The 17,355-nt window shown below is 69.6% G+C and carries 20 protein-coding genes; 11 read left to right on the top strand and 9 right to left on the bottom strand.

Features of this window, described 5'->3' with window-relative positions:
- The first annotated feature begins 133 nt into the window (after positions 1-133).
- Complete coding sequence (locus tag AP234_RS05860) at positions 134-1,327, top strand: FAD-dependent oxidoreductase (RefSeq protein ID WP_055478509.1); 1,194 nt, start codon at positions 134-136, stop codon at positions 1,325-1,327.
- Between the two features lie 123 nt (positions 1,328-1,450).
- Here the strand turns inward: AP234_RS05860 and AP234_RS05855 are convergent, their stop codons facing one another.
- Complete coding sequence (locus AP234_RS05855) at positions 1,451-1,906, bottom strand: pyridoxamine 5'-phosphate oxidase family protein (RefSeq protein ID WP_160330383.1); 456 nt, start codon at positions 1,904-1,906, stop codon at positions 1,451-1,453.
- 547 nt (positions 1,907-2,453) lie between these two features.
- On the opposite strand from AP234_RS05855, the gene AP234_RS05850 reads away from it, so the two are divergent.
- Positions 2,454-2,735, top strand: coding sequence for a hypothetical protein (locus AP234_RS05850; RefSeq protein ID WP_055478507.1), 282 nt, complete (start codon positions 2,454-2,456; stop codon positions 2,733-2,735).
- Here the strand turns inward: AP234_RS05850 and AP234_RS05845 are convergent.
- Both AP234_RS05845 and AP234_RS05840 read right to left on the bottom strand, forming a co-directional pair.
- Positions 2,711-3,358, bottom strand: a complete 648-nt coding sequence (locus AP234_RS05845; protein ID WP_235557980.1) for a TOPRIM nucleotidyl transferase/hydrolase domain-containing protein — start codon at positions 3,356-3,358, stop codon at positions 2,711-2,713. The genes AP234_RS05850 and AP234_RS05845 overlap by 25 nt on opposite strands.
- A gap of 298 nt (positions 3,359-3,656) precedes the next feature.
- Positions 3,657-4,106: a ribosomal protein L7/L12 gene (locus AP234_RS05840; protein WP_055478506.1), complete on the bottom strand. Its 450-nt coding sequence runs from the start codon at positions 4,104-4,106 to the stop codon at positions 3,657-3,659.
- A gap of 419 nt (positions 4,107-4,525) precedes the next feature.
- On the opposite strand from AP234_RS05840, the gene AP234_RS05835 reads away from it, so the two are divergent.
- Positions 4,526-4,948 (top strand): hypothetical protein, encoded by a 423-nt coding sequence (locus AP234_RS05835; protein WP_055478505.1) that lies wholly within the window; start codon positions 4,526-4,528, stop codon positions 4,946-4,948.
- 162 nt (positions 4,949-5,110) lie between these two features.
- Positions 5,111-5,776 carry an ATP-binding protein gene (locus tag AP234_RS05830; RefSeq protein ID WP_055478504.1) on the top strand — a complete coding sequence of 222 codons (666 nt, stop codon included), beginning with the start codon at positions 5,111-5,113 and terminating at the stop codon, positions 5,774-5,776.
- Positions 5,777-5,812: 36 nt separating this feature from the next.
- Here AP234_RS05830 and AP234_RS05825 read toward each other — a convergent pair whose 3' ends face one another.
- On the bottom strand, positions 5,813-6,307 hold the full coding sequence (locus tag AP234_RS05825) for an FBP domain-containing protein (protein WP_055478503.1): 495 nt from the start codon (positions 6,305-6,307) through the stop codon (positions 5,813-5,815).
- A 70-nt stretch (positions 6,308-6,377) separates the two neighbouring features.
- On the opposite strand from AP234_RS05825, the gene AP234_RS05820 reads away from it, so the two are divergent.
- The 4 genes from AP234_RS05820 to AP234_RS05805 all read left to right on the top strand — a co-directional run bounded on the left by AP234_RS05820 (position 6,378) and on the right by AP234_RS05805 (position 9,556).
- On the top strand, positions 6,378-6,959 hold the full coding sequence (locus AP234_RS05820) for a TetR/AcrR family transcriptional regulator (RefSeq protein WP_055478502.1): 582 nt from the start codon (positions 6,378-6,380) through the stop codon (positions 6,957-6,959).
- 110 nt (positions 6,960-7,069) lie between these two features.
- A complete protein-coding gene (locus tag AP234_RS05815; RefSeq protein ID WP_235557979.1) occupies positions 7,070-7,969 on the top strand; it encodes an ABC transporter ATP-binding protein in 900 nt (299 codons plus the stop codon).
- 1 nt (position 7,970) lies between these two features.
- Positions 7,971-8,741, top strand: coding sequence for an ABC transporter permease (locus AP234_RS05810; protein ID WP_055478500.1), 771 nt, complete (start codon positions 7,971-7,973; stop codon positions 8,739-8,741).
- Entirely contained in the window at positions 8,741-9,556 is an 816-nt protein-coding gene (locus tag AP234_RS05805; RefSeq protein ID WP_055478499.1) for an ABC transporter permease, read from the top strand. Before AP234_RS05810 ends, AP234_RS05805 begins: the two co-directional genes overlap by 1 nt.
- 158 nt (positions 9,557-9,714) lie before the next feature.
- Here the strand turns inward: AP234_RS05805 and AP234_RS05800 are convergent, their stop codons facing one another.
- Both AP234_RS05800 and AP234_RS05795 read right to left on the bottom strand, forming a co-directional pair.
- Positions 9,715-10,302 (bottom strand): hypothetical protein, encoded by a 588-nt coding sequence (locus AP234_RS05800; protein WP_055478498.1) that lies wholly within the window; start codon positions 10,300-10,302, stop codon positions 9,715-9,717.
- A gap of 7 nt (positions 10,303-10,309) precedes the next feature.
- Positions 10,310-12,610, bottom strand: a complete 2,301-nt coding sequence (locus AP234_RS05795; protein WP_055478497.1) for a cbb3-type cytochrome c oxidase subunit I — start codon at positions 12,608-12,610, stop codon at positions 10,310-10,312.
- Between the two features lie 200 nt (positions 12,611-12,810).
- Between AP234_RS05795 and AP234_RS05790 the strand changes: the two genes are divergently transcribed.
- Positions 12,811-13,521: a helix-turn-helix domain-containing protein gene (locus tag AP234_RS05790; RefSeq protein WP_055478496.1), complete on the top strand. Its 711-nt coding sequence runs from the start codon at positions 12,811-12,813 to the stop codon at positions 13,519-13,521.
- Here AP234_RS05790 and AP234_RS05785 read toward each other — a convergent pair.
- From AP234_RS05785 to AP234_RS05775, 3 genes are all read right to left on the bottom strand, one after another.
- Positions 13,518-13,916, bottom strand: coding sequence for a VOC family protein (locus tag AP234_RS05785; protein WP_055478495.1), 399 nt, complete (start codon positions 13,914-13,916; stop codon positions 13,518-13,520). The two genes, AP234_RS05790 and AP234_RS05785, sit on opposite strands and share 4 nt — an antisense overlap.
- 157 nt (positions 13,917-14,073) lie before the next feature.
- Positions 14,074-14,715 carry a TetR family transcriptional regulator gene (locus AP234_RS05780; RefSeq protein WP_152990263.1) on the bottom strand — a complete coding sequence of 214 codons (642 nt, stop codon included), beginning with the start codon at positions 14,713-14,715 and terminating at the stop codon, positions 14,074-14,076.
- A 102-nt stretch (positions 14,716-14,817) separates the two neighbouring features.
- Complete coding sequence (locus tag AP234_RS05775) at positions 14,818-15,141, bottom strand: DMT family transporter (RefSeq protein ID WP_055478493.1); 324 nt, start codon at positions 15,139-15,141, stop codon at positions 14,818-14,820.
- Between the two features lie 178 nt (positions 15,142-15,319).
- Between AP234_RS05775 and AP234_RS05770 the strand changes: the two genes are divergently transcribed.
- Complete coding sequence (locus AP234_RS05770) at positions 15,320-16,369, top strand: radical SAM protein (protein ID WP_200926240.1); 1,050 nt, start codon at positions 15,320-15,322, stop codon at positions 16,367-16,369.
- Between the two features lie 49 nt (positions 16,370-16,418).
- Complete coding sequence (locus AP234_RS05765) at positions 16,419-17,333, top strand: SDR family oxidoreductase (protein WP_055478492.1); 915 nt, start codon at positions 16,419-16,421, stop codon at positions 17,331-17,333.
- Positions 17,334-17,355: the final 22 nt, after the last annotated feature.

Here is a 17,355-nt window from a genome sequence, read left to right as displayed (position 1 = left end):
CCTGGTGGCGGTGTTGCAGCACCGCCACCAGGGACCTTCGAACCGGAACTACGGATGGCCCGAAGATGACGAACACGAGGATAACGCTCTCCTTCCGTTCCGGTTCACACACATCAACCGATCAGGAGGAGACATGAGACACGTCGCAATCATCGGAGGCGGCATCGCCGGCCCGGCGACCGCGCTGGCGCTACGCAAGGCGGGCATCGACGCCACCGTCTACGAGGCGTACCCGACACCCGCCGACGGCATCGGCGGCACCCTCGCCCTCGCGCCCAACGGCATGGCGGCACTGGAGATCATCGGTACGGCCGACGCGGTGAAGTCGGTCGCACAGCCCAGTTCGCGGATGGTGATGACGGTCGCAAGCCGCAAACGCATGGAACTGCCCGTCCTGTCCGACACCGGCCCCCTCTTCGTGGTGCGCCGCGCCGACCTCTACCGCACACTCCACGACGAGGCCGTACGGCAGGGCATCACGATCGAGTACGGCAAGCGTCTCGTCGGCGTCGAGCACACCACCGCGGTCTTCGACGACGGAAGCCGGGCGGGGTTCGACGTCCTCGTCGGCGCCGACGGCATCCATTCCACCGTTCGCCGGCTGATCGACCCGAACGCACCCGGCCCGAAATGGACCGGCATGCTCGGCCTGGAAGGGCTATCGCCTCACGCGGTGCCGGAAGACCCGCAGACGATGGTCTTCGCCTACGGCAGGCGCGGCTACTACCTCTACTGGCCGGCGGCGGGCGGCGGCACCACCTGGGGCGCGAACCTGCCCTACCACCGGCCCCTGACCCTTCTCCAGGCCCGTGAGATCTCGACCGAGGAGTGGATGCGCAAACTGGGCGACACCTACGGCGACGACGTACCCGGCGCCGACCTGATCCGGCACACGCCGCCGGAGTCACTGCAGGTGATGGGCGCCCTCTACATCATGCCGAGCGTCCCGCACTGGCACAGGGATCGGATGGTGCTGGTCGGCGACGCCGCGCACGCGCCGTCCAACAGCTCAGGACAGGGCGCGTCGCTCTCGATCGAGAGCGCCATCCAGCTGGCCCGCTGCCTGCGAGACATCGAGGACGTGCAGCAGGCCTTCGCGACGTACGAGCGGCTCCGCCGGGCCCGGGTGGAGAAGATCGCGGCACGCGCATCCAAGATCAACCACAGCAAGACACCGGGCCCCGTCGCGCAGACCCTGATGCCGATCCTCATGCCGCTGATGGTGAAGACGGTCATGAACCCGGAGAGGACCATGGGCCCCGAGCAGAGGTACCGCATCCAATGGGACGCGCCGGCGACCCGCGACCCTCTGCTGGTCGAGGTCTAGGCGGGCCGTCACCCGCCGACAGCGGCGGCCGCGGAGCTGTCGCGAGGTTGGCGAGGAAAGGGGCGGGCGTGCGGCAGAGCGGTCGCCGGACGATCTGTCGGCAGCCGGACGCCTGCGCCTCGGCTACGCCTCCTCCGCCGTGAGCCGGGCCCGCCATTTCGCCGCGATCTCCGCCTCGCTCGCCCCGCCCTCGTACGCGGGCGAGATCAGCCGGCTCGTCTCCAGGACCCGGACCAGCACCGCGGACCGCACCCGGTCCGGGCGAGTGCCCCGCCGCTGTCGGAAGCGCTCCACGATCCGCTCGTACAGCTCTCCCTCGGTGTGGACCTCGCCGAGGCCGCGGAAGCGGTATCCCTTGCGGCGGACCGGATCGACGACGTTGATCTCCACCGCCGGGTTGTGGGCCAGGTTGGCCACCGTCCCGGGGGAGTGCAGGTCCAGGAAGACGAGGTGGTCGTCGTCCCAGATCTCGGTCGTGCCCTTGGGGGAGAGGCTGGGTGTCCCGTCGGGGCGGACGGTGGCCACGAAGCCCAGGCCCTGTGAGGTCACCATGCGACGAACCTCATCGTCGAACGTCACTTTCACGCACCTCCACGGCGACGGCACCGATCCGGTCCCGATGTCATCCAGCTGACGCCGCATGCCAAGGATCAGGCGGGCATAGGTGCCTATATACCACCATCAGCGCGTGGGGCGCTTCCGGTGGACGACGACCCTGTGCCCGCTTCCCAGGGATAAAAGGGACGGTGTCGCCGAAAACCGACCTTCCACATCGCTCCGGGCGGAAACCTGCCGATGGTCACCGGCGGGGGAGTAGGACCAGGCGATGCCACCACCTCGAGACGGCACCGCCGCGTAAGGCCGACGAGGAACCCGCCTCGACATACTGATTCGCGTCTCGACGGAGACCGGGGGAGTGGAGCGGAGTTTCTTCCTCGGCCGGATCGAGTCATGAGACCGGAAGCACGACCGCTCGGCCGGGCCTGCCCGCAGATCCACCGACGATTCGACCCGTTCACCCTAATCGGGGAGGATCCCGGGAATTTGCCGGAGCAGCGCCGGTAAACGGTTGCCCCGAGCCAAGAGTCCTCTCAACGGCAATGTTCCCTCAACCCTCGGAGAGCAGATGCTCCGTCGTCTTCTCGTGTCGGGCGCGCTCGTCGCGTCCACCCTCGTCCCCCTCACCGCCTCGGTCACGCCGGCCAGTGCCGCCGTCCTGCCGACCGGCGTCTCGTCGGTGTCGGCGAGTTGCTACAAGCGGGTGGGGAAGCACTGGGTGTGCATCACGCCGGGCGCGTTCTGCCCGAAGGCCGCGCACAACCGGTACGGCTACGCCAAGGTCACGAAGAAGCGGTACAAGTGCACGTACAAGCGCAGCGACCCCTACTGGCGCTGGCGGCGCGCCTGATGACCACCGAATGACGCCGCCCAGGCCGACGGTGCGATCGACGCCTCGGCCTGGCGGCCCATCTGGCATCTCGGCCCGTCCCCGTGCATGAGCGGCCTCATAGGTGGGCCAGCAGTCCGTCCAGCGGTCGCGGCACGCGATCGAGGTCCAGTGCCGCGACCCGCCCCCATGAACCGGCGCAGTTGGTCGTGGGTGCTGCGCCCGCGCCATGCGGGCTGCTTCTGGAGTGAGCGGAATGAGCGTAGCTCGCCCTCGGCGTCGACGACGCGTTCCACCATGGCGGTGCCGAGGGCGCGGATCAGCTCGTCTTCCAGGTCGGCCACGCACACGAAGAATCCGAGCGCCTCCAGATCGCTTCTGCCGAGATCGGACCCAAGGCCGGCCCGCTCGAGACCCCTCCGGAAGGCTCCTTCTTCGCCGGCGTCGACCAGGCCCGCCAGCCGGAGATCGTGACCGGGTGGGCCGAACTTGCCGATGTAGGTCCCGATGTTCGTGGCCCCGCCCATCGCCACAAGGGAGATGCCCTCGGCCGCGAGGTCCCGGCCCCGGCGCTCGGCCAGTGCATTGACGGCCGACATGTCGCTGACTCCCTCGACCAAGACCACGGTATGCGTGTGGTTCACCCGCCCAGCCTCGCACCCAATCCGGCGAGATCCACACCCCTTTTTCCGCGTCGGAGGTATTGCGGACCCACAAGAGCGGTGGTCACCGAATACGGCAGGGGACGATCGACTCTTCGAAGAGACCGGCCTGACCGATGTCGACTGGGGCCCATGCCTGTGGATCCGCTGGATCCGCGATCTGGACGTTCAATGGTCAGGCGAGCCCGTCCACGCGCATGAGAGGTACTTTGGCGCCGAGCATCGCGGTGGGGGCGAGGTGTTATACCGGACAGAATTCACCTTCTGTCCGGTATCGCACTCATAGTGCGTTTACGAATGCCTCTGCCTCGGATTGTCCCATTCCGGTCTCACCGCGTACCAGGAACACGGCCTGTTCCGTACGACCGGCGGCCTTGAGATCGCGTACGCGTGTGGCGAGATCCGGTACGGCGCCGCCGGCGGGGTCGGAGGGGACGGCGTGGCCGGCTCCCAGGGTCTCGGTGAGCAGCTTCGCCTCCTTGAGGCCGAGTCCGGTGCGTTCCCGGACGAGCTTGATCGCCGCCACCTTCTTGCCGGCCGCCCAGAGTTCCCGGACCTCCTGCTGTACGTGGGCCGGGACGGGCGGCAGCAGGCCCGGTGTCCGCCAGGCGAGCTGACCGCCGGGTCTCGCCCCCGCGCGGACGGCTGCGAAGATCACGAAGATCGCCGCCCCGATCACGAGGACGCCGAATAAGAGGAAGAGAACTTCGGCGGGTCCGAATGCCGGCATGTACAGATCGTACGGGGCTTCGCATCACGTAGCGAGAGAGCACGGTCTGTTCGTGAACCAGGTGCCGGAGCGGCTGTGCAACCCCTCTCTTCGCGAGGTTCGCTCAAGCTCGATAATGTACATTATGTCAAGTAGGCACTTGTGGCCGCCTCTCCCGCTCGAGTCCCCCGGTGCGTACCGGGTCAGATGCCCAGTTCTTCCCACGGGAGGCTGACGAGGATCGGCCCGCGCACGGGCTCAGCTGCGGACGCAGGACCTGAGTCGATCGGTAACCGCCTGTCCCGTGGTGGTCCAGAGCCAGGACCTCGATGCTGTCCACGCCTGAATCGTCCAGGCGGACGATTCAGTTTCCGTCAGGTACGGCTGGCCACGCGCCAAGATCCTGCGGGCGGCGGAGGCGGTCTTCGCGACGCAGGGCTTTGCGACGTGTACGCAAACTCGCCGACAAGGCGGCCTCGCTGCCCGAGCGGGACGCGGATGTGGCGTTCTTCGGCTTCTTCGCCTACGCGGTGGGCGAGGCGGCCGCGCGGCACGCCTACGCGGAGGTGCCGGCGGAGGCGACCATGTGGGAAGACGGGCGAGAGCCCTCCCCTGTCGGCCGGGAGTCGGCCGCCGCCCTGGACGCGCTGCTGGTACGCGCGCAGCGGGCCCGAGCCGTACGGCAGGACATCGACACGCGAGCGCTGATCGCTCTGATGGTGGGTACGGCACGGGCGGCCGAGCACGTGGATCCGGCTACTCGTGGCCGGCTTCTCGACATCGTTTTCGATGGTTTGCGGGCCTCCCCCGCCGGGGCGTATGCGCGGGCGGAAGAAACCCATTCCGAGGAGAAATACAGTTAACAGCCCGGGAAGAAAATACCGTCCAATCCAGTCAACCGGGTCACCTTGGTCGGGTCGATGGCGGATTATCGAAGCCATGCGATTTCCGCCGCTTGCCGCTCGGGCCGCCTGCGGCCGGGCCGTCCGGACGCCGCCCCGAGCATGCTGACATCTCCTTTTCCCGTGGAGGACGACGGCGGCGGGATGGCGCACAAGGTGCTCGGTGCGGGGTGGACCGCGCCAAGCCGCGCCCGGGCGTTCGTCCGCCTTCAGGTCGGGCGGTGGGGGTTGCCGCATCTGGCTGATACGGCCGAGTTGCTGGTGTCGGAGCTGGTGACGAACGCGGTCCGGGCGATGCAATCCGTGTCCAGTCCGCTGATCGTGTCGTCGATGTTCCCGGTGACGCTGCGCAGCGTCGCCGTACGGCTGCGCCTGCCGTCCGCGTCGCGCAGCCTGTTCATCGAGGTGTGGGACGCGAGCGTGAGTGTGCCGGTCCCCCGCAGCGGTGCCGAGCCGGACGACGGTGAGCTCGATGAGGGCGGCCGCGGGCTCACGCTCGTGGAGAGCCTGGCCATGCGCTGGGGGTGTCAGACCGCACCCGACCGGGGCAAGATCGTGTGGTGTGAGCTGGCGACCTCCCCGGTGGCCGCGCCCGATCCCGTTTCGGCTCCCGTGACGTCTCCCCCGGTCGTTCCCGTCCCGGTCGGCACTCCCCCGGCTCCGGCATTGGCCGTACCCGCCCACACGCTGCCCCGGCGGATGCGGCGTCATCCTCGGGCGGATCGGGCCGAGGGGCCCGATCGGGACACTCTGCTGCGGGTCCTGCGGGGGCTGCGCGATCTGGATTGAGCCGGGGTCTCCGGTCGAGCTTCTCGTGTCCGGGCGTCATCGGAGGACCTTGTCGAGGAAGTCCTGCAGGTTCGTCCTGGTGCGGGCGATCTGCTCCTCGGTGGTGAGCGTCTCCTCCAGGCGGCCGCCGAGGTCGGGGAGCTTCTTCCCGCGTACGTAGAGGGAGCAGTCGAGGTCGGCGCACATGTAGACGCCGACCGAGTTGTTCTGCCTGCCCGCCTCCCCCGCTCGGCGGGCGGTCATCAGGGCGACGCCGCTTCCGGGGTGTGTCGTCAGGCAGACGGAGCACATCCCGCGGTGGAGCCGGGTACGCGGCTGGGCGGCCAGGCGGAGTGCAACGCCGACGAGCCGCTCGCCGAGATCGGTCACCAGGTAGCAGCGGTCGGGGGCGGCGGGGTCGCGCCACCCCAGAAAGTCGAGGTCCGCCCAGGGTCTTCCGCTCAGGTTCCTGGGCAGTGTCAGCCGTTTGGCCTCTCCCTTGGAGCAGTTGACGAATGAGATGCGGATTTCCTGTTCGCTCAGGGGCTTCACGGCAGTGGACGCTAACATGCCTAGACCATCTAGGCTACTACCTAGAGGGTCTAGTTTTGAGAGGTGGCACATGGCACGTGCCGGGTTGACGGCCGATCTGCTGACGGAGGCGGCGGCGGATCTGGCCGACGAGGTCGGGTTCGGCGACATCACCATCTCGGCGCTGGCACGGCGTTTCGGGGTCAGGGACGCGAGCCTCTACTCCCATGTCAGAAACGTCCAGGACCTGCGTACGCGGGTTGCCGTACTGGCCGCGCGCGACTTCGCCGCGCGCATCGGCGCCGCGATCGCGGGCCGGGCCGGCAGGGAGGCGTTGACGGCGTTCGCGCACGCCTACCGGGAGTTCGCGCTGGAGCATCCCGGTCGCTACGCGGCGACGCAGATGGAGGTCTCCCCCGAGGTGCTCGCCGGGTCACCGGGACACCGGAGTCTCGTCGAGGCGCCGCTCGCGATGCTGCGCGCGTACGGCCTGGCCGAGCCCGATCTCACCGACGCCGTGCGTCTGCTGCGCAGCGCGTTTCACGGTTATGTCGCCTTGGAGGCGGCCGGGGGGTTCCGGCATCCCCGTCCGGTGCGGTCGTCCTGGGAGCGGGGGCTGGACGCTCTCCATGTGGCCCTGGAGAACTGGCCGTCCTCCTCGGCTTCGCCGTAAGGAACATCGGGAAAAGGGATGGCACGGAAAACCTGTTGCGGAACTGTCGGTGGCGTTGGTTAGGGTCGGCAAACGTGGCAGATCAACCATTGATTTTCGCTCGTGACCTGGTGAAACGTTTCGGCGATTTCACCGCGGTCAACGGGATCGACCTGGAGGTGGCGCCGGGCGAGGCGTTCGGCTTCCTGGGTCCCAACGGCGCCGGCAAGTCCTCGACCATGCGCATGATCGGGTGCGTGTCGGTGCCGACGTCCGGGCAACTGCGCATCCTGGGGATGGACCCGGCCCGGGAGGGCACCGCGATCCGGGCGCGGCTGGGGGTCTGCCCGCAGTTGGACAACCTCGACCCCGATCTGACCGTGCGGGAGAACCTGACGACGTACGCGCGGTATTTCGGGCTGTCACGGGCGGAGAGCGGCAGACGGGCCGATGAGCTGCTGGAGTTCGTGCGGTTGTCGGACCGGGCGAAGGGCAAGGTGGAGCCGCTGTCGGGCGGTATGAAGCGGCGCCTGACGATCGCCCGCGCGCTGGTCAACGAGCCCGATCTGGTGCTGCTGGACGAGCCCACGACGGGACTCGACCCGCAGGCCCGCCACCTTCTGTGGGAGCGGCTGTTCCGGCTGAAGCAGCGCGGCACCACGCTGGTGCTGACCACGCATTACATGGACGAGGCAGAGCAGTTGTGCGACCGGCTGGTGGTGATGGACGGCGGGAAGATCATCGCTTCGGGTTCGCCGCGTTCGCTGATCGAGACCTACTCGACGGCGGAGGTGCTCGAGCTGCGTTTCCCCGACGGGCTCGATCTCAACGGCGATTACGCGGCCAAGCTGGAGGGCGTCGGCGAACGCATCGATCCGCTGCCCGACCGGGTGCTGGTCTACGCCGACGACGGGGACGCCGCGCTGGCCGAGGTGCACCGGCGGGGGTTGACGCCGTCCAGCGTGCTGGTGCGGCGCTCCACGCTGGAGGATGTGTTCCTCCAGCTGACCGGCCGAACGTTGGTGGACTGACATGACGGCCGGAACCTTGCATCCCACCCTGGCCGTCTTCGGGCGGCAGCTGGCGCTGTATCGGCGGTTGTGGCAGGCGTCGGTGTTCTCGTCCTTCGTGCTGCCGGTGCTGTTCCTGGTCAGCATCGGCATCGGGGTGGGCCGCTATGTCGGCACCCTCGAAGGGGTCGACTATCTGGCGTGGATCGTGCCCGGGGTGCTCGCCTCGACGGTGTTGCAGATTTCCATGGGCGAGTCGACGTACGCGGTGCTGGGCGACTTCAAGTGGAGCCGGGCCTATCACGCGATGCGGGCGACGCCGGTGCGGCCCGTCGACATCGTCTGCGGGCACCTGCTCTACCTGGTGCTGCGGGCCGAGGTGGCGGTCGTGGCCTTCTTGCTGGTCGTCGTGTTCTTCGGCGGGCTGCACTCGCCGTGGTCGCTGGTCGCTCCGCTGGTGTGCGCCGTGCTCACGGTGGCGACGGCGGCGCCGGTGACCGCGTTCGCCGCGGCGATCGACCATGACAGCTACTTCGCGCTGCTGTATCGCTTCGTGGTGATTCCGTCGACGCTGTTCGCCGGGGTGTTCTTCCCGGTGGAGCAGCTGCCCGCGGTGGTGCGGCCGTTGGCGTACGCGTCGCCGCTGTGGCACGGAGTGGAGTTGTGCCGTGCGGCGACGCTCGGCCGGGTGACTGCCTGGCCGCCGGTCGTCCATGTGGGTTATCTGCTGCTGTGGGCGGTCGGCGGGGTGACCCTGGCGGTGCTGGCGTTCAAGCGGAGGCTGGAGGACTGATGCTGACCACGTTCGTCGCCTCGCCTGCGCGGGTCACCCGGGTCTCTTCGGGTCGTGTGGGCGCGGTCATCAACCGCAATGTGGGCGCGCTGCGGTCCGGGCCGTCGTACTGGATCGTCCTGCTGTCGGGTTTCTTCGAGCCGCTGCTGTATCTGCTGTCGATCGGTGTCGGGGTCGGGGCGCTGGTCGGGGCGCTCACCGTCGATGGGCGGAGCATGTCGTATGCGGCGTTCGTCGCTCCGGCGATGCTGGCGGTGTCGGCCATGACGGGGGTCTTGGCGGAGACCACGTTCAACTTCTTCCACAAGTTCAAGTACGCCAAGACGTTCGAGGCGGTGCTGGCGACGCCGGTGCGGCCGATCGAGATCGCGCTGGGTGAGCTGGTGTGGGCGGTGACCCGCGGCTCGTTCTATACGGCGATCTTCCTGGTCGTGATGGCGGTGATGGGGCTGACCACGCCTGGCCTGGCGCTGGCGGCGTTCCCGGCGACCGTGCTGGTGGGGTTGGCGTTCGGGGCGGTCGGCATGGCCGTCAGCACGCTGATGCGCGGCTGGCAGGACTTCGACCTGTTGAACATCGGTCAGTTCGCGCTGTTCCTGTTCTCGGGGACCTTCTCCCCCGTGCGGGACTATCCGCTGGTCATGGAGATCCTGATCCAGGTCACTCCGCTGTATCACGCGGTGGAGTTGGTGCGTGCTCTGTGTCTCGGGGCGATCGGCCTGGGGTCGCTGGTGCACGTGGCCTACCTGGCCGTGATGATCGCGGGTGGGCTGTGGTTCGCCTCCCGCCGCCTGACCAGGATGCTCTGTGTCTAGTGCCCCTCCCGCCAACCTTTGCCCCGTCGCGTCGCCCAGGGCGGCACCTCGCCGCGTTGTCGTCGTCGCTCGTAGCTCCGCTACTCAGCTCCTCCTCCGCCTTGCGATGCACCACCCTGGACACCGCGCCGTCCGGGCAAACCTTGGCAGTCGCGGCACTAGTCGTAGTCGTCTGGCCGGTCATCGGTTTCGGGGGTGGGCGGCAGGCCCTGATATCGGGCGGGGGTGGGGAATCCGCCGGGGGTGGCGTGCAGGTGGTCGGTGAGCCGCCGGCCGGTGGTCAGGCATCCGGCCAGCAGGGCGCCGAGCATGATCAGTTCGCCGAGGTGGTGGTTGCGCAGCAGCTCGCCCAGCACGATCACGGTGGCGAGTACGACGAGGGTCAGGGCGATGCCGCGGTGGAAGCGTCCCGCCTCCGAGTGCGGCCAGGGGTCGACCGGCCGGGTGATCTCCCGGCCGTCGGCGGAGTCGGTGCACAGCTCCCTGACCGGGCAGGCGGTGCAGGCGGCGGCGGGGGCGCGGTAGCGGATCAGCCGCCGCCGGTGGTCGTAGCCGTACGGCCGCAGCAGCTGGTCTTCCGGGCAGGTCCAGTGGTCGTGGTCGGGGTCGTAGCGGAATCCGCCGGTGCGGAATCGCTCGGTCTGGCCGTGGGTGTGCCGGGCCAGCAGGTCGAGGCCGCGGGCGATGAGGATGAGCAGTGCGGCGTAGCCTCCGGCGAGCAGGACCTCAGTGCTGATCGCGGTCATCGTCGCCTCACCGGTCGACCGGGCCGGTGATCTCGGTGAAGAGGCGGTCCTCCGTCTCTCCGGGGGTGGCGGGTCTGGCTTTGGCGGCGTGGCGCAGGCCGAGCCAGGCGATGTAGAGGAACGGTAGTGCCCCGCCGATGATGAACACCGCGTCGCCGGGCAGGCGCAGCCATTCGATCAGGCTGTTGGTGGGGTTGGTGAGGTATTTCAGGCTGCGTGCGTGCCAGTAGCCGGTGCTGACCGAGTGGTAGAGCTGGAGGATGCCGACGGGCAGCAGTGTGGCGAAGCACATCCAGGCCAGGCCGATGTTCAGCGACCAGAAGGAGATCTTGGCCAGGCGGTCCGGCCACAGGCGGGGCGGGATCATGTAGCGCAGGCAGAACAGCGCCATCGCGATGGCGAGCATGCCGTACACGCCCATCATCGAGCCGTGGGCGTGGTTGGCGGTGAGACCGGTGCCGATCTCGTAGTAGGACACGATGGGCAGGTTGATCAGGAAGCCGAACACGCCGGCGCCGAGGAAGTTCCAGAAGCCGACGGCGACGAGGAACATCACGGCCCAGCGGTGCGGGAACGGGGTGGGTGAGGCGGCCTCCTGGCGGGCGCCGAGCTGCAGGAAGGCCCATGCCTCGACGGTGAGGAAGGTGAGCGGGATGACCTCGGCCGCGGAGAAGAACGCGCCGAGGGCCATGTGCTGGGCCGGTGCGCCGCTGAAGTAGAGGTGGTGCATGGTGCCGATGACGCCGCCGACGGAGTACAGCACGATGTCGAAATAGACGACGATGAGGGCGACCTTCTCGCGGATGACGCCGAGCAGCACGAAGATGTAGGCGACCATCACGGTGGTGAACAGTTCCAGGAAGTCCTCCACCCACAGGTGCACGACCCAGAAGCGCCAGAAGTCGGCGGTGGTGAAGGTGTCTGTGGTGCGGCTGAGCAGGCCGATGGCGTAGATGACCGGGATGGCCAGGGCGGCCCAGAAGAACATCCAGGGCAGGTTGCCGCGGTGTTCGCCGCGCAGGCGTCCGCGTAGGCCGCGCCAGAGGATGAAGGCCCACAGGCCCATGCCGGCGGTGAGCAGGATCTGCCACAGGCGGGCCAGGTCGAGGTATTCGTACTGGTTGGCGCCGATGAACCGGGCGGAGGCGGGCACCATGCCGCGGATGCTGAAGAACTCCCCCAGCAGGCTGCCGGCGACCACGACGATCAGCGCGCCGAGCAGGATCATCGACAGGCGGTCCTGGCCGCGTGGTTCCCTTCTGGCGATGATGGGCGCCAGGAAGATCCCGGCGGCCAGGAACGCGGCGGCGACCCAGAACAGTGCCATCTGCAGGTGCCAGGTGCGGGTGAGGTTGTACGGCAGGAGCCGGGCCAGGTCGAGCCCGAAGAAGCTGCCGAGGTCGGCGCGGTAGTGCTCGGACGCGCCGCCGAGGAGTGACTGCGCCACGAACAGTGCGGCGACCACGAAGAAGAAGGGGGCGGTGACGCGCTGGCCTGGGGTGAGGGCGACCTCGCCGGGTTGGCGGAACGACAGGGTGTCGGCCTGGCGGCCGCGCCAGCCGAGCCGGTCGCCGTAGCGGCCGTAGACGCCGAACAGTGCGCCGATGCCGCCCAGCAGCGCGATGAGGGACAGCACGCTCCAGACGATGTTGTCGGCGGTGGGTCTGTTGCCCACGAGTGGTTCGGGCGGCCAGGAGTTGGTGTAGGAGTGGTCGGCGCCGGGTCGATGGGCGGCGGCCGCCCATGCCGACCAGGCGAAGTAGGAGGTGAGCTGGTGGATCTCGGCGGGGTCGGTGATGGCGTGGGGCAGCAGGCCCTTGCCGGTCGTGGGGTCGCCGAAGAAGTCGGCGTAGTGCCGTTCGTTGGCGAGGTAGGCGGTGGTCTGGGGGCCGCTGAAGCGCAGGGTGCGGGTGGCGGGGTCGTAGCGGTTGGCCTGGAAGTCGGCGATGAGGGCGGCGTCGCCGCCGGGTTCGTTCGACCGTGCGATGGTCGCCGCGCGGTGCAGGTAGTCGGCGGTGAAGTCGGGGCCGAGGTAGGCGCCGTGGCCGAAGATCGAGCCGTACTGCATCAGGCCGGAGCGCAGGAACACCTGCTGGCCTGAGGTGATGTCGTCGCCGGTGAACAGTACCTGTCCCCTGTCACCGACGACCTGCCGCGGGACGGGGGGTTCGTCTCGGTAGACGAGGTAGGCCAGGACGCCCAGGACGAGGAAGCCGAACAGGACGACGAGGACGGCCACCTGTACCCAGGCTTTGCTGATCAGTAGCCGGCCGTGGGGTACGGCGTCCGCTGACGGCGGCGCGGTCATCCGTCTCACCTCGTTCCTGTGTGGCGAGAGGGGTTTACCCCAGCCTTGACCGGCGAGGTTTATGGGAATAAGGGGATTTAAGTCATAAATCGGTCATCTTGTGCTTTCTTTGGCGAGCGAGGGCCGGGCCGGCGTCGGCTCGATGGAGATCCGCCGGAGGTCCGATGGAGGCCGGCCGAGGACTGGTGGATACTGCGGGGATGTACCGCGAGAGGGCCTCGCGGGTGCCGGGGGCGATGCTGTGGTGGCGGACCCCGCCGGCCCCGCACGCCGTGCAACGTGTGCTCCCGGACGGATGCACCGACGTGATCTGGGCCGATGGCGAGCTGCTGGTCGCCGGGCCGGATACGACGGCGCATCTGGCGCATGACCGGGTGGACCGCTATGTCGGGCTGCGCTTCGCCCCCGGCACGGGCCCCGCCGTTTTCGGGGTGCCGGCGGGCGAACTGCGCGATCAGCGGATCGACCTGGCCGAGCTGTGGCCGGCCGGGGAGGTGCGGCGGCTGATCGACCTCATGAACGACCGGCGGGAGACGGCGGCCGGGCAGGCGGCTTTGGGCGCGGCGCTGGAAGAGGCGGCGCTGCGCCGTCTCCGCCGGTCCGACGGCCCGGATCCGATGGCGGTTTGGATCGTCGCCCGGGTGCGTGCGGGTGCGCCGGTCGCCGAGATCGCGGCCGGCGTCGGTCTCAGCGAGCGGCAGTTGCACCGGCGGTGCCTGAACGCCTTCGGCTACGGTCCCAGGATGCTGGGCCGCATCCTGCGGATGAACCGGGCGCTGGACCTGGCGCGCACCGGTGCCGCCTTCGCGGACGTGGCGGCGGTCTCCGGCTACGCCGACCAGGCCCACCTCTCCCGCGAAGTGCGCTCCCTGGCCGGCGCGCCGCTCGGCGTGCTGCTCCGTACTGCTTAGGGGGTGGGCGGCAGCGGCGCGAAAAGGTCGACGCCGTTGCCGTCCGGGTCGTGCACGACCGCGTAGCGCTGCCCCCAGAAGGCGTCCCACGGCGGGCGATGCCCTTCGTACCCGGCGGCGACCAGCTCGGCGTAGGTCCGGTCGACCTCCTCGGGGTCGGCGCAGCGGAAGGCGAGGCTGATGCGGCCATCACCGGTCGGCGGCGACCAGGTGTCGAAGGAGCGGATCGTCTCGATGGTGTCCCAGGCCAGGCGCAGCCCGCCGGGCAGGGTGACCTCGACATGCGGCTCGGTGTCGGCCGATTCGGGGAGATCGAGGCCGAGTCGGCGGTAGAACGCAAGGGATTTCCCCATATCGGCCACGACGAGGCCGATCAGGTCGAAAACAGGTGCCATGCGGCCACGCTAGGTCACCCGCCGGCCGTGCGTCTTGAACGATTCGGACATCCGCCGGTCGGAAACGTCGCGTCCGTGCTGGGCGCGCTGTCGCCGACCAGATGAGGGAGGTCGCCGATCATCGACCTGGGACGGGGCGTCTCCACCCGATCGGGTTTCACCCGATCGCGTCGAGCGCGCGTACGACCACGTCGCGGGCGCGTTCCCGGGACTGCGGCCGGGCCTCGACGATGTCCTCCAGCCACAGCCCGGACAGCACGGTCGTGACGAAGCGGACTTGCGCGCGACCGCAGGGGCGCCCCGCCCGGCGCAGCACGGACGCGACGATCTCGTCGCATCCGTCGGTCCAGGCGCGGGCGACGCTCTGCAGCGCGGGGTCCCGGCCGGCCTGCAGGTACAGCTCCCACAGGCCGAGCTGCCTGGGCCGGTCGAGGGCGTAGACGGTGGCGAGGATCTCCGCGAGCCGCTCCGGCGGGTCGGCGGGCATGGCGTCCAGGTAGGCGCGCATCTGGTCGAGCTCGCGCTCCACCAGCAGGGCGAACGCCTCGGTCAGGAGCCGGTCGCGGCAGGAGAAGTAGTAGGAGGTGGCCGCGAGCGGCAGGCCCGCACGCTGGGCGACCGCGCGGTGGGTCACGGCGGTGAAGCCGCCCTCGCCCAGCAGGTCGACGGCCGCCTCCAGCAGCGCCTCACGGCGGCGCACCGCTCGCTCCTGCGGCCGCCGGCGGCCGGTCGCCGTCCGGGTCGCGGGGCGGGCCGCCCCGTCGCCGCGGCCGACGGACTGATCCGGGTCCGGCGCCATCTCCTGCACTGCCTCTCTCTGATCGGGGACCACCGTCGACAACTCTCGCGGCCGATGCCCGCCGGGTCAAACGATCAGATTGCGGCGCTGTACGTCAGGGGGTCAGTGGCTGCCTGCGAGGTTGAGGACGATGACGCCGCAGATGATCAGAGCGAGTCCGGCGACCTTGGTGAGGTTCATGGCCTCGCCGAGGAACATCGCCCCGATCACCGCGATCGCGGCCGTGCCGATGCCCGACCAGATCGCGTACGCGAAGCCGACGGGCATCTGGAGCTTGAGCGCCTGGGCCAGCAGCACGAACGAGGCGATGTATCCGGAGGCGACGACGATGGTCCAGCCGGGCCGGGTCAGCCCGTCGCTGAGTTTGAGCGCGGAGGTGGCCACGACCTCGGAGACGATCGCGCCGGAGAGCAGAAGCCAGGCCATCAAGACCCTCCCGTTAAACAGAACGCTTGTCCCACTTTAAATGGCGATCGTCCCCGTGGCGAGAGCCTTACGGCCAGGGACTCCAGCTATCCCGGCCATCGGGGCGGGCCGCCGCCCGCGCCGGAGACGGCGGAGTCGGGCGCGGTCGTACGGCATGGGCGCTTGGCGGGAGGGTCGAATGCGTGTTCTACTGATCTCTATGCGTGGCGACGCCTCTCCCACACCGGCTCCGGCGGCCCGGCATCCCGTCCAACAGCCGCTGCTCGAAGTCTCCGCCTCGGGTGCGGCGCGGCCGATCGAGCGGCGGGCGGTCGCCCGCGTCGTCGGCGGCGTCACCTGCCTGGAGGTGCCGGCCCGGGCCGCCATCGACCGCGTCCCCGAGAGCGCCGGGCTGCCCTACCGGTGGGCGGCGAGCCCCTACCGCGGATGCGAGGCCGGATGCCGGCACTGCGCGGCCCGGCGCGGCCACCGCTATCTCGGGCTGGACCCGGACGCGGACTTCGCCACCCGGATCGTGGTGAAGACCGACCTGGCCGACCGGTTACGCCGCGAGCTCGGCGCACCCCGCTGGGCCGGCGACCCGGTGGCGATCGGCCTCAGCGGAGACTGCTATCAGCCGGTGGAGGAGACCTACCGGCTGATGCCGGCCGTCATCCGGGCCCTGGCCGACGCCGGGAACCCGTTCACCGTGCTGACCAGGAGCCCGCTCGTCCTGCGCGACCTCGATCTGCTGCGCGAGGCCGCCAAGGTGACCCGGGTCGGCGCGGCCGTGTCCGTGGGCTTCGTGGACGACCGGGTGCGCCGGGCCGTCGAGCCGGGGGCGGCCACGCCGCAGCGGCGGCTGGAGATCTGCGCCGCGCTCAACGAGGCCGGCATCCCGTGCGGGGTGCTGATGGCGCCGATCCTGCCGCTCATCACCGACTCCACCGACCATCTGCAGGCGACCGTCCGGAGGGCCGCCGAGGCGGGGGCGGTCAGCGTGACTCCGCTGGTCCTGCGGCTTTCCGCCGGTGTCCGCCAGTGGTACCTGGCGTGGCTGGAGCGCGAGCATCCCGGTCTCGTGCCGCGTTACCAGGCGTTGTACGGCAGGGGCCAGGTCGCCGACGCCGGCTATCGCGACCGGGTGACCGAGCAGGTGCGGGCCCTGGCCGAGATGTACGGCATCGGCGGCTCGGCCCGCCGCTGGCGGCGCCGCCGCTCCCCCGCCCGGCAGCTCGCCCTGGTCTGACCCGGCGCCCGCGTGGTTTTGTCGGTCCCGGATGCGAGTATCGGCCCTCATGAACGGAGAACTCGAGGGCAAGGTCGCCTTGGTCGCCGGGGCGACGCGGGGCGCGGGGCGGGGCATCGCCGTCGCGTTGGGCGCGGCGGGGGCCACGGTGTACGTGACCGGGCGCAGCACGCGGGAGCGCCGGTCGGAGATGAACCGGCCGGAGACGATCGAGGAGACCGCGGAGATGGTCGACGCCGCCGGCGGCCGGGGCATCCCGGTCCAGGTGGATCACCTCGAACCCGCGCAGGTGCAGGCCCTGGTGGAGCGCATCGACCGGGAGCAGGGCCGGCTCGACGTCCTGGTCAACGACATCTGGGGTGGGGAGCTGCTGTTCAGCTGGCGTGACCGGCTGTGGGAGCACTCGCTGGAGGCGGGCCTGCGGATCCTGCGCCTGGCCGTCGACACGCACGTCATCACCAGCCACTATGCGCTTCCGCTGCTGATCAGGCGGCCCGGCGGGCTGGTGGTGGAGGTGACCGACGGAACGACCGACTACAACGCGAACAATTACCGCGTTTCCTTCTTCTATGACCTGGCCAAGACCTCGGTGACGCGCATGGCCTTCGCCCAGGCGCAGGAGCTGGCGCCCTACGGCGCGACGGCGGTGTCGCTGACCCCCGGCTGGATGCGCTCGGAGATCATGCTCGAGCTCTTCGGGGTGACGGAGGCGAACTGGCGTGACGCGCTGGCCGAGCAGCCTCACTTCGCCATCTCCGAGACGCCCGTGTTCGTGGGGCGCGCGGTCGCGGCGCTCGCCGCCGACCCGGAGGTCGGCCGGTGGAACGGTCAGTCGCTGTCGAGCGGGCAGCTCGCCCAGGTGTACGGCTTCACCGATGTGGACGGCAGCCGGCCGGACGCCTGGCGGTACATAGTCGAGGTCCAGGACGCCGGCAAGCCGGCCGACGTGACCGGGTATCGGTGATCCCGCCCGGGCGGATGCCGAA

The organism is Sphaerimonospora mesophila (assembly GCF_001417795.1).
In the GTDB taxonomy this organism is placed as follows: domain Bacteria; phylum Actinomycetota; class Actinomycetes; order Streptosporangiales; family Streptosporangiaceae; genus Sphaerimonospora; species Sphaerimonospora mesophila.
This window is presented reverse-complemented; position numbering and strand designations above follow the sequence as displayed.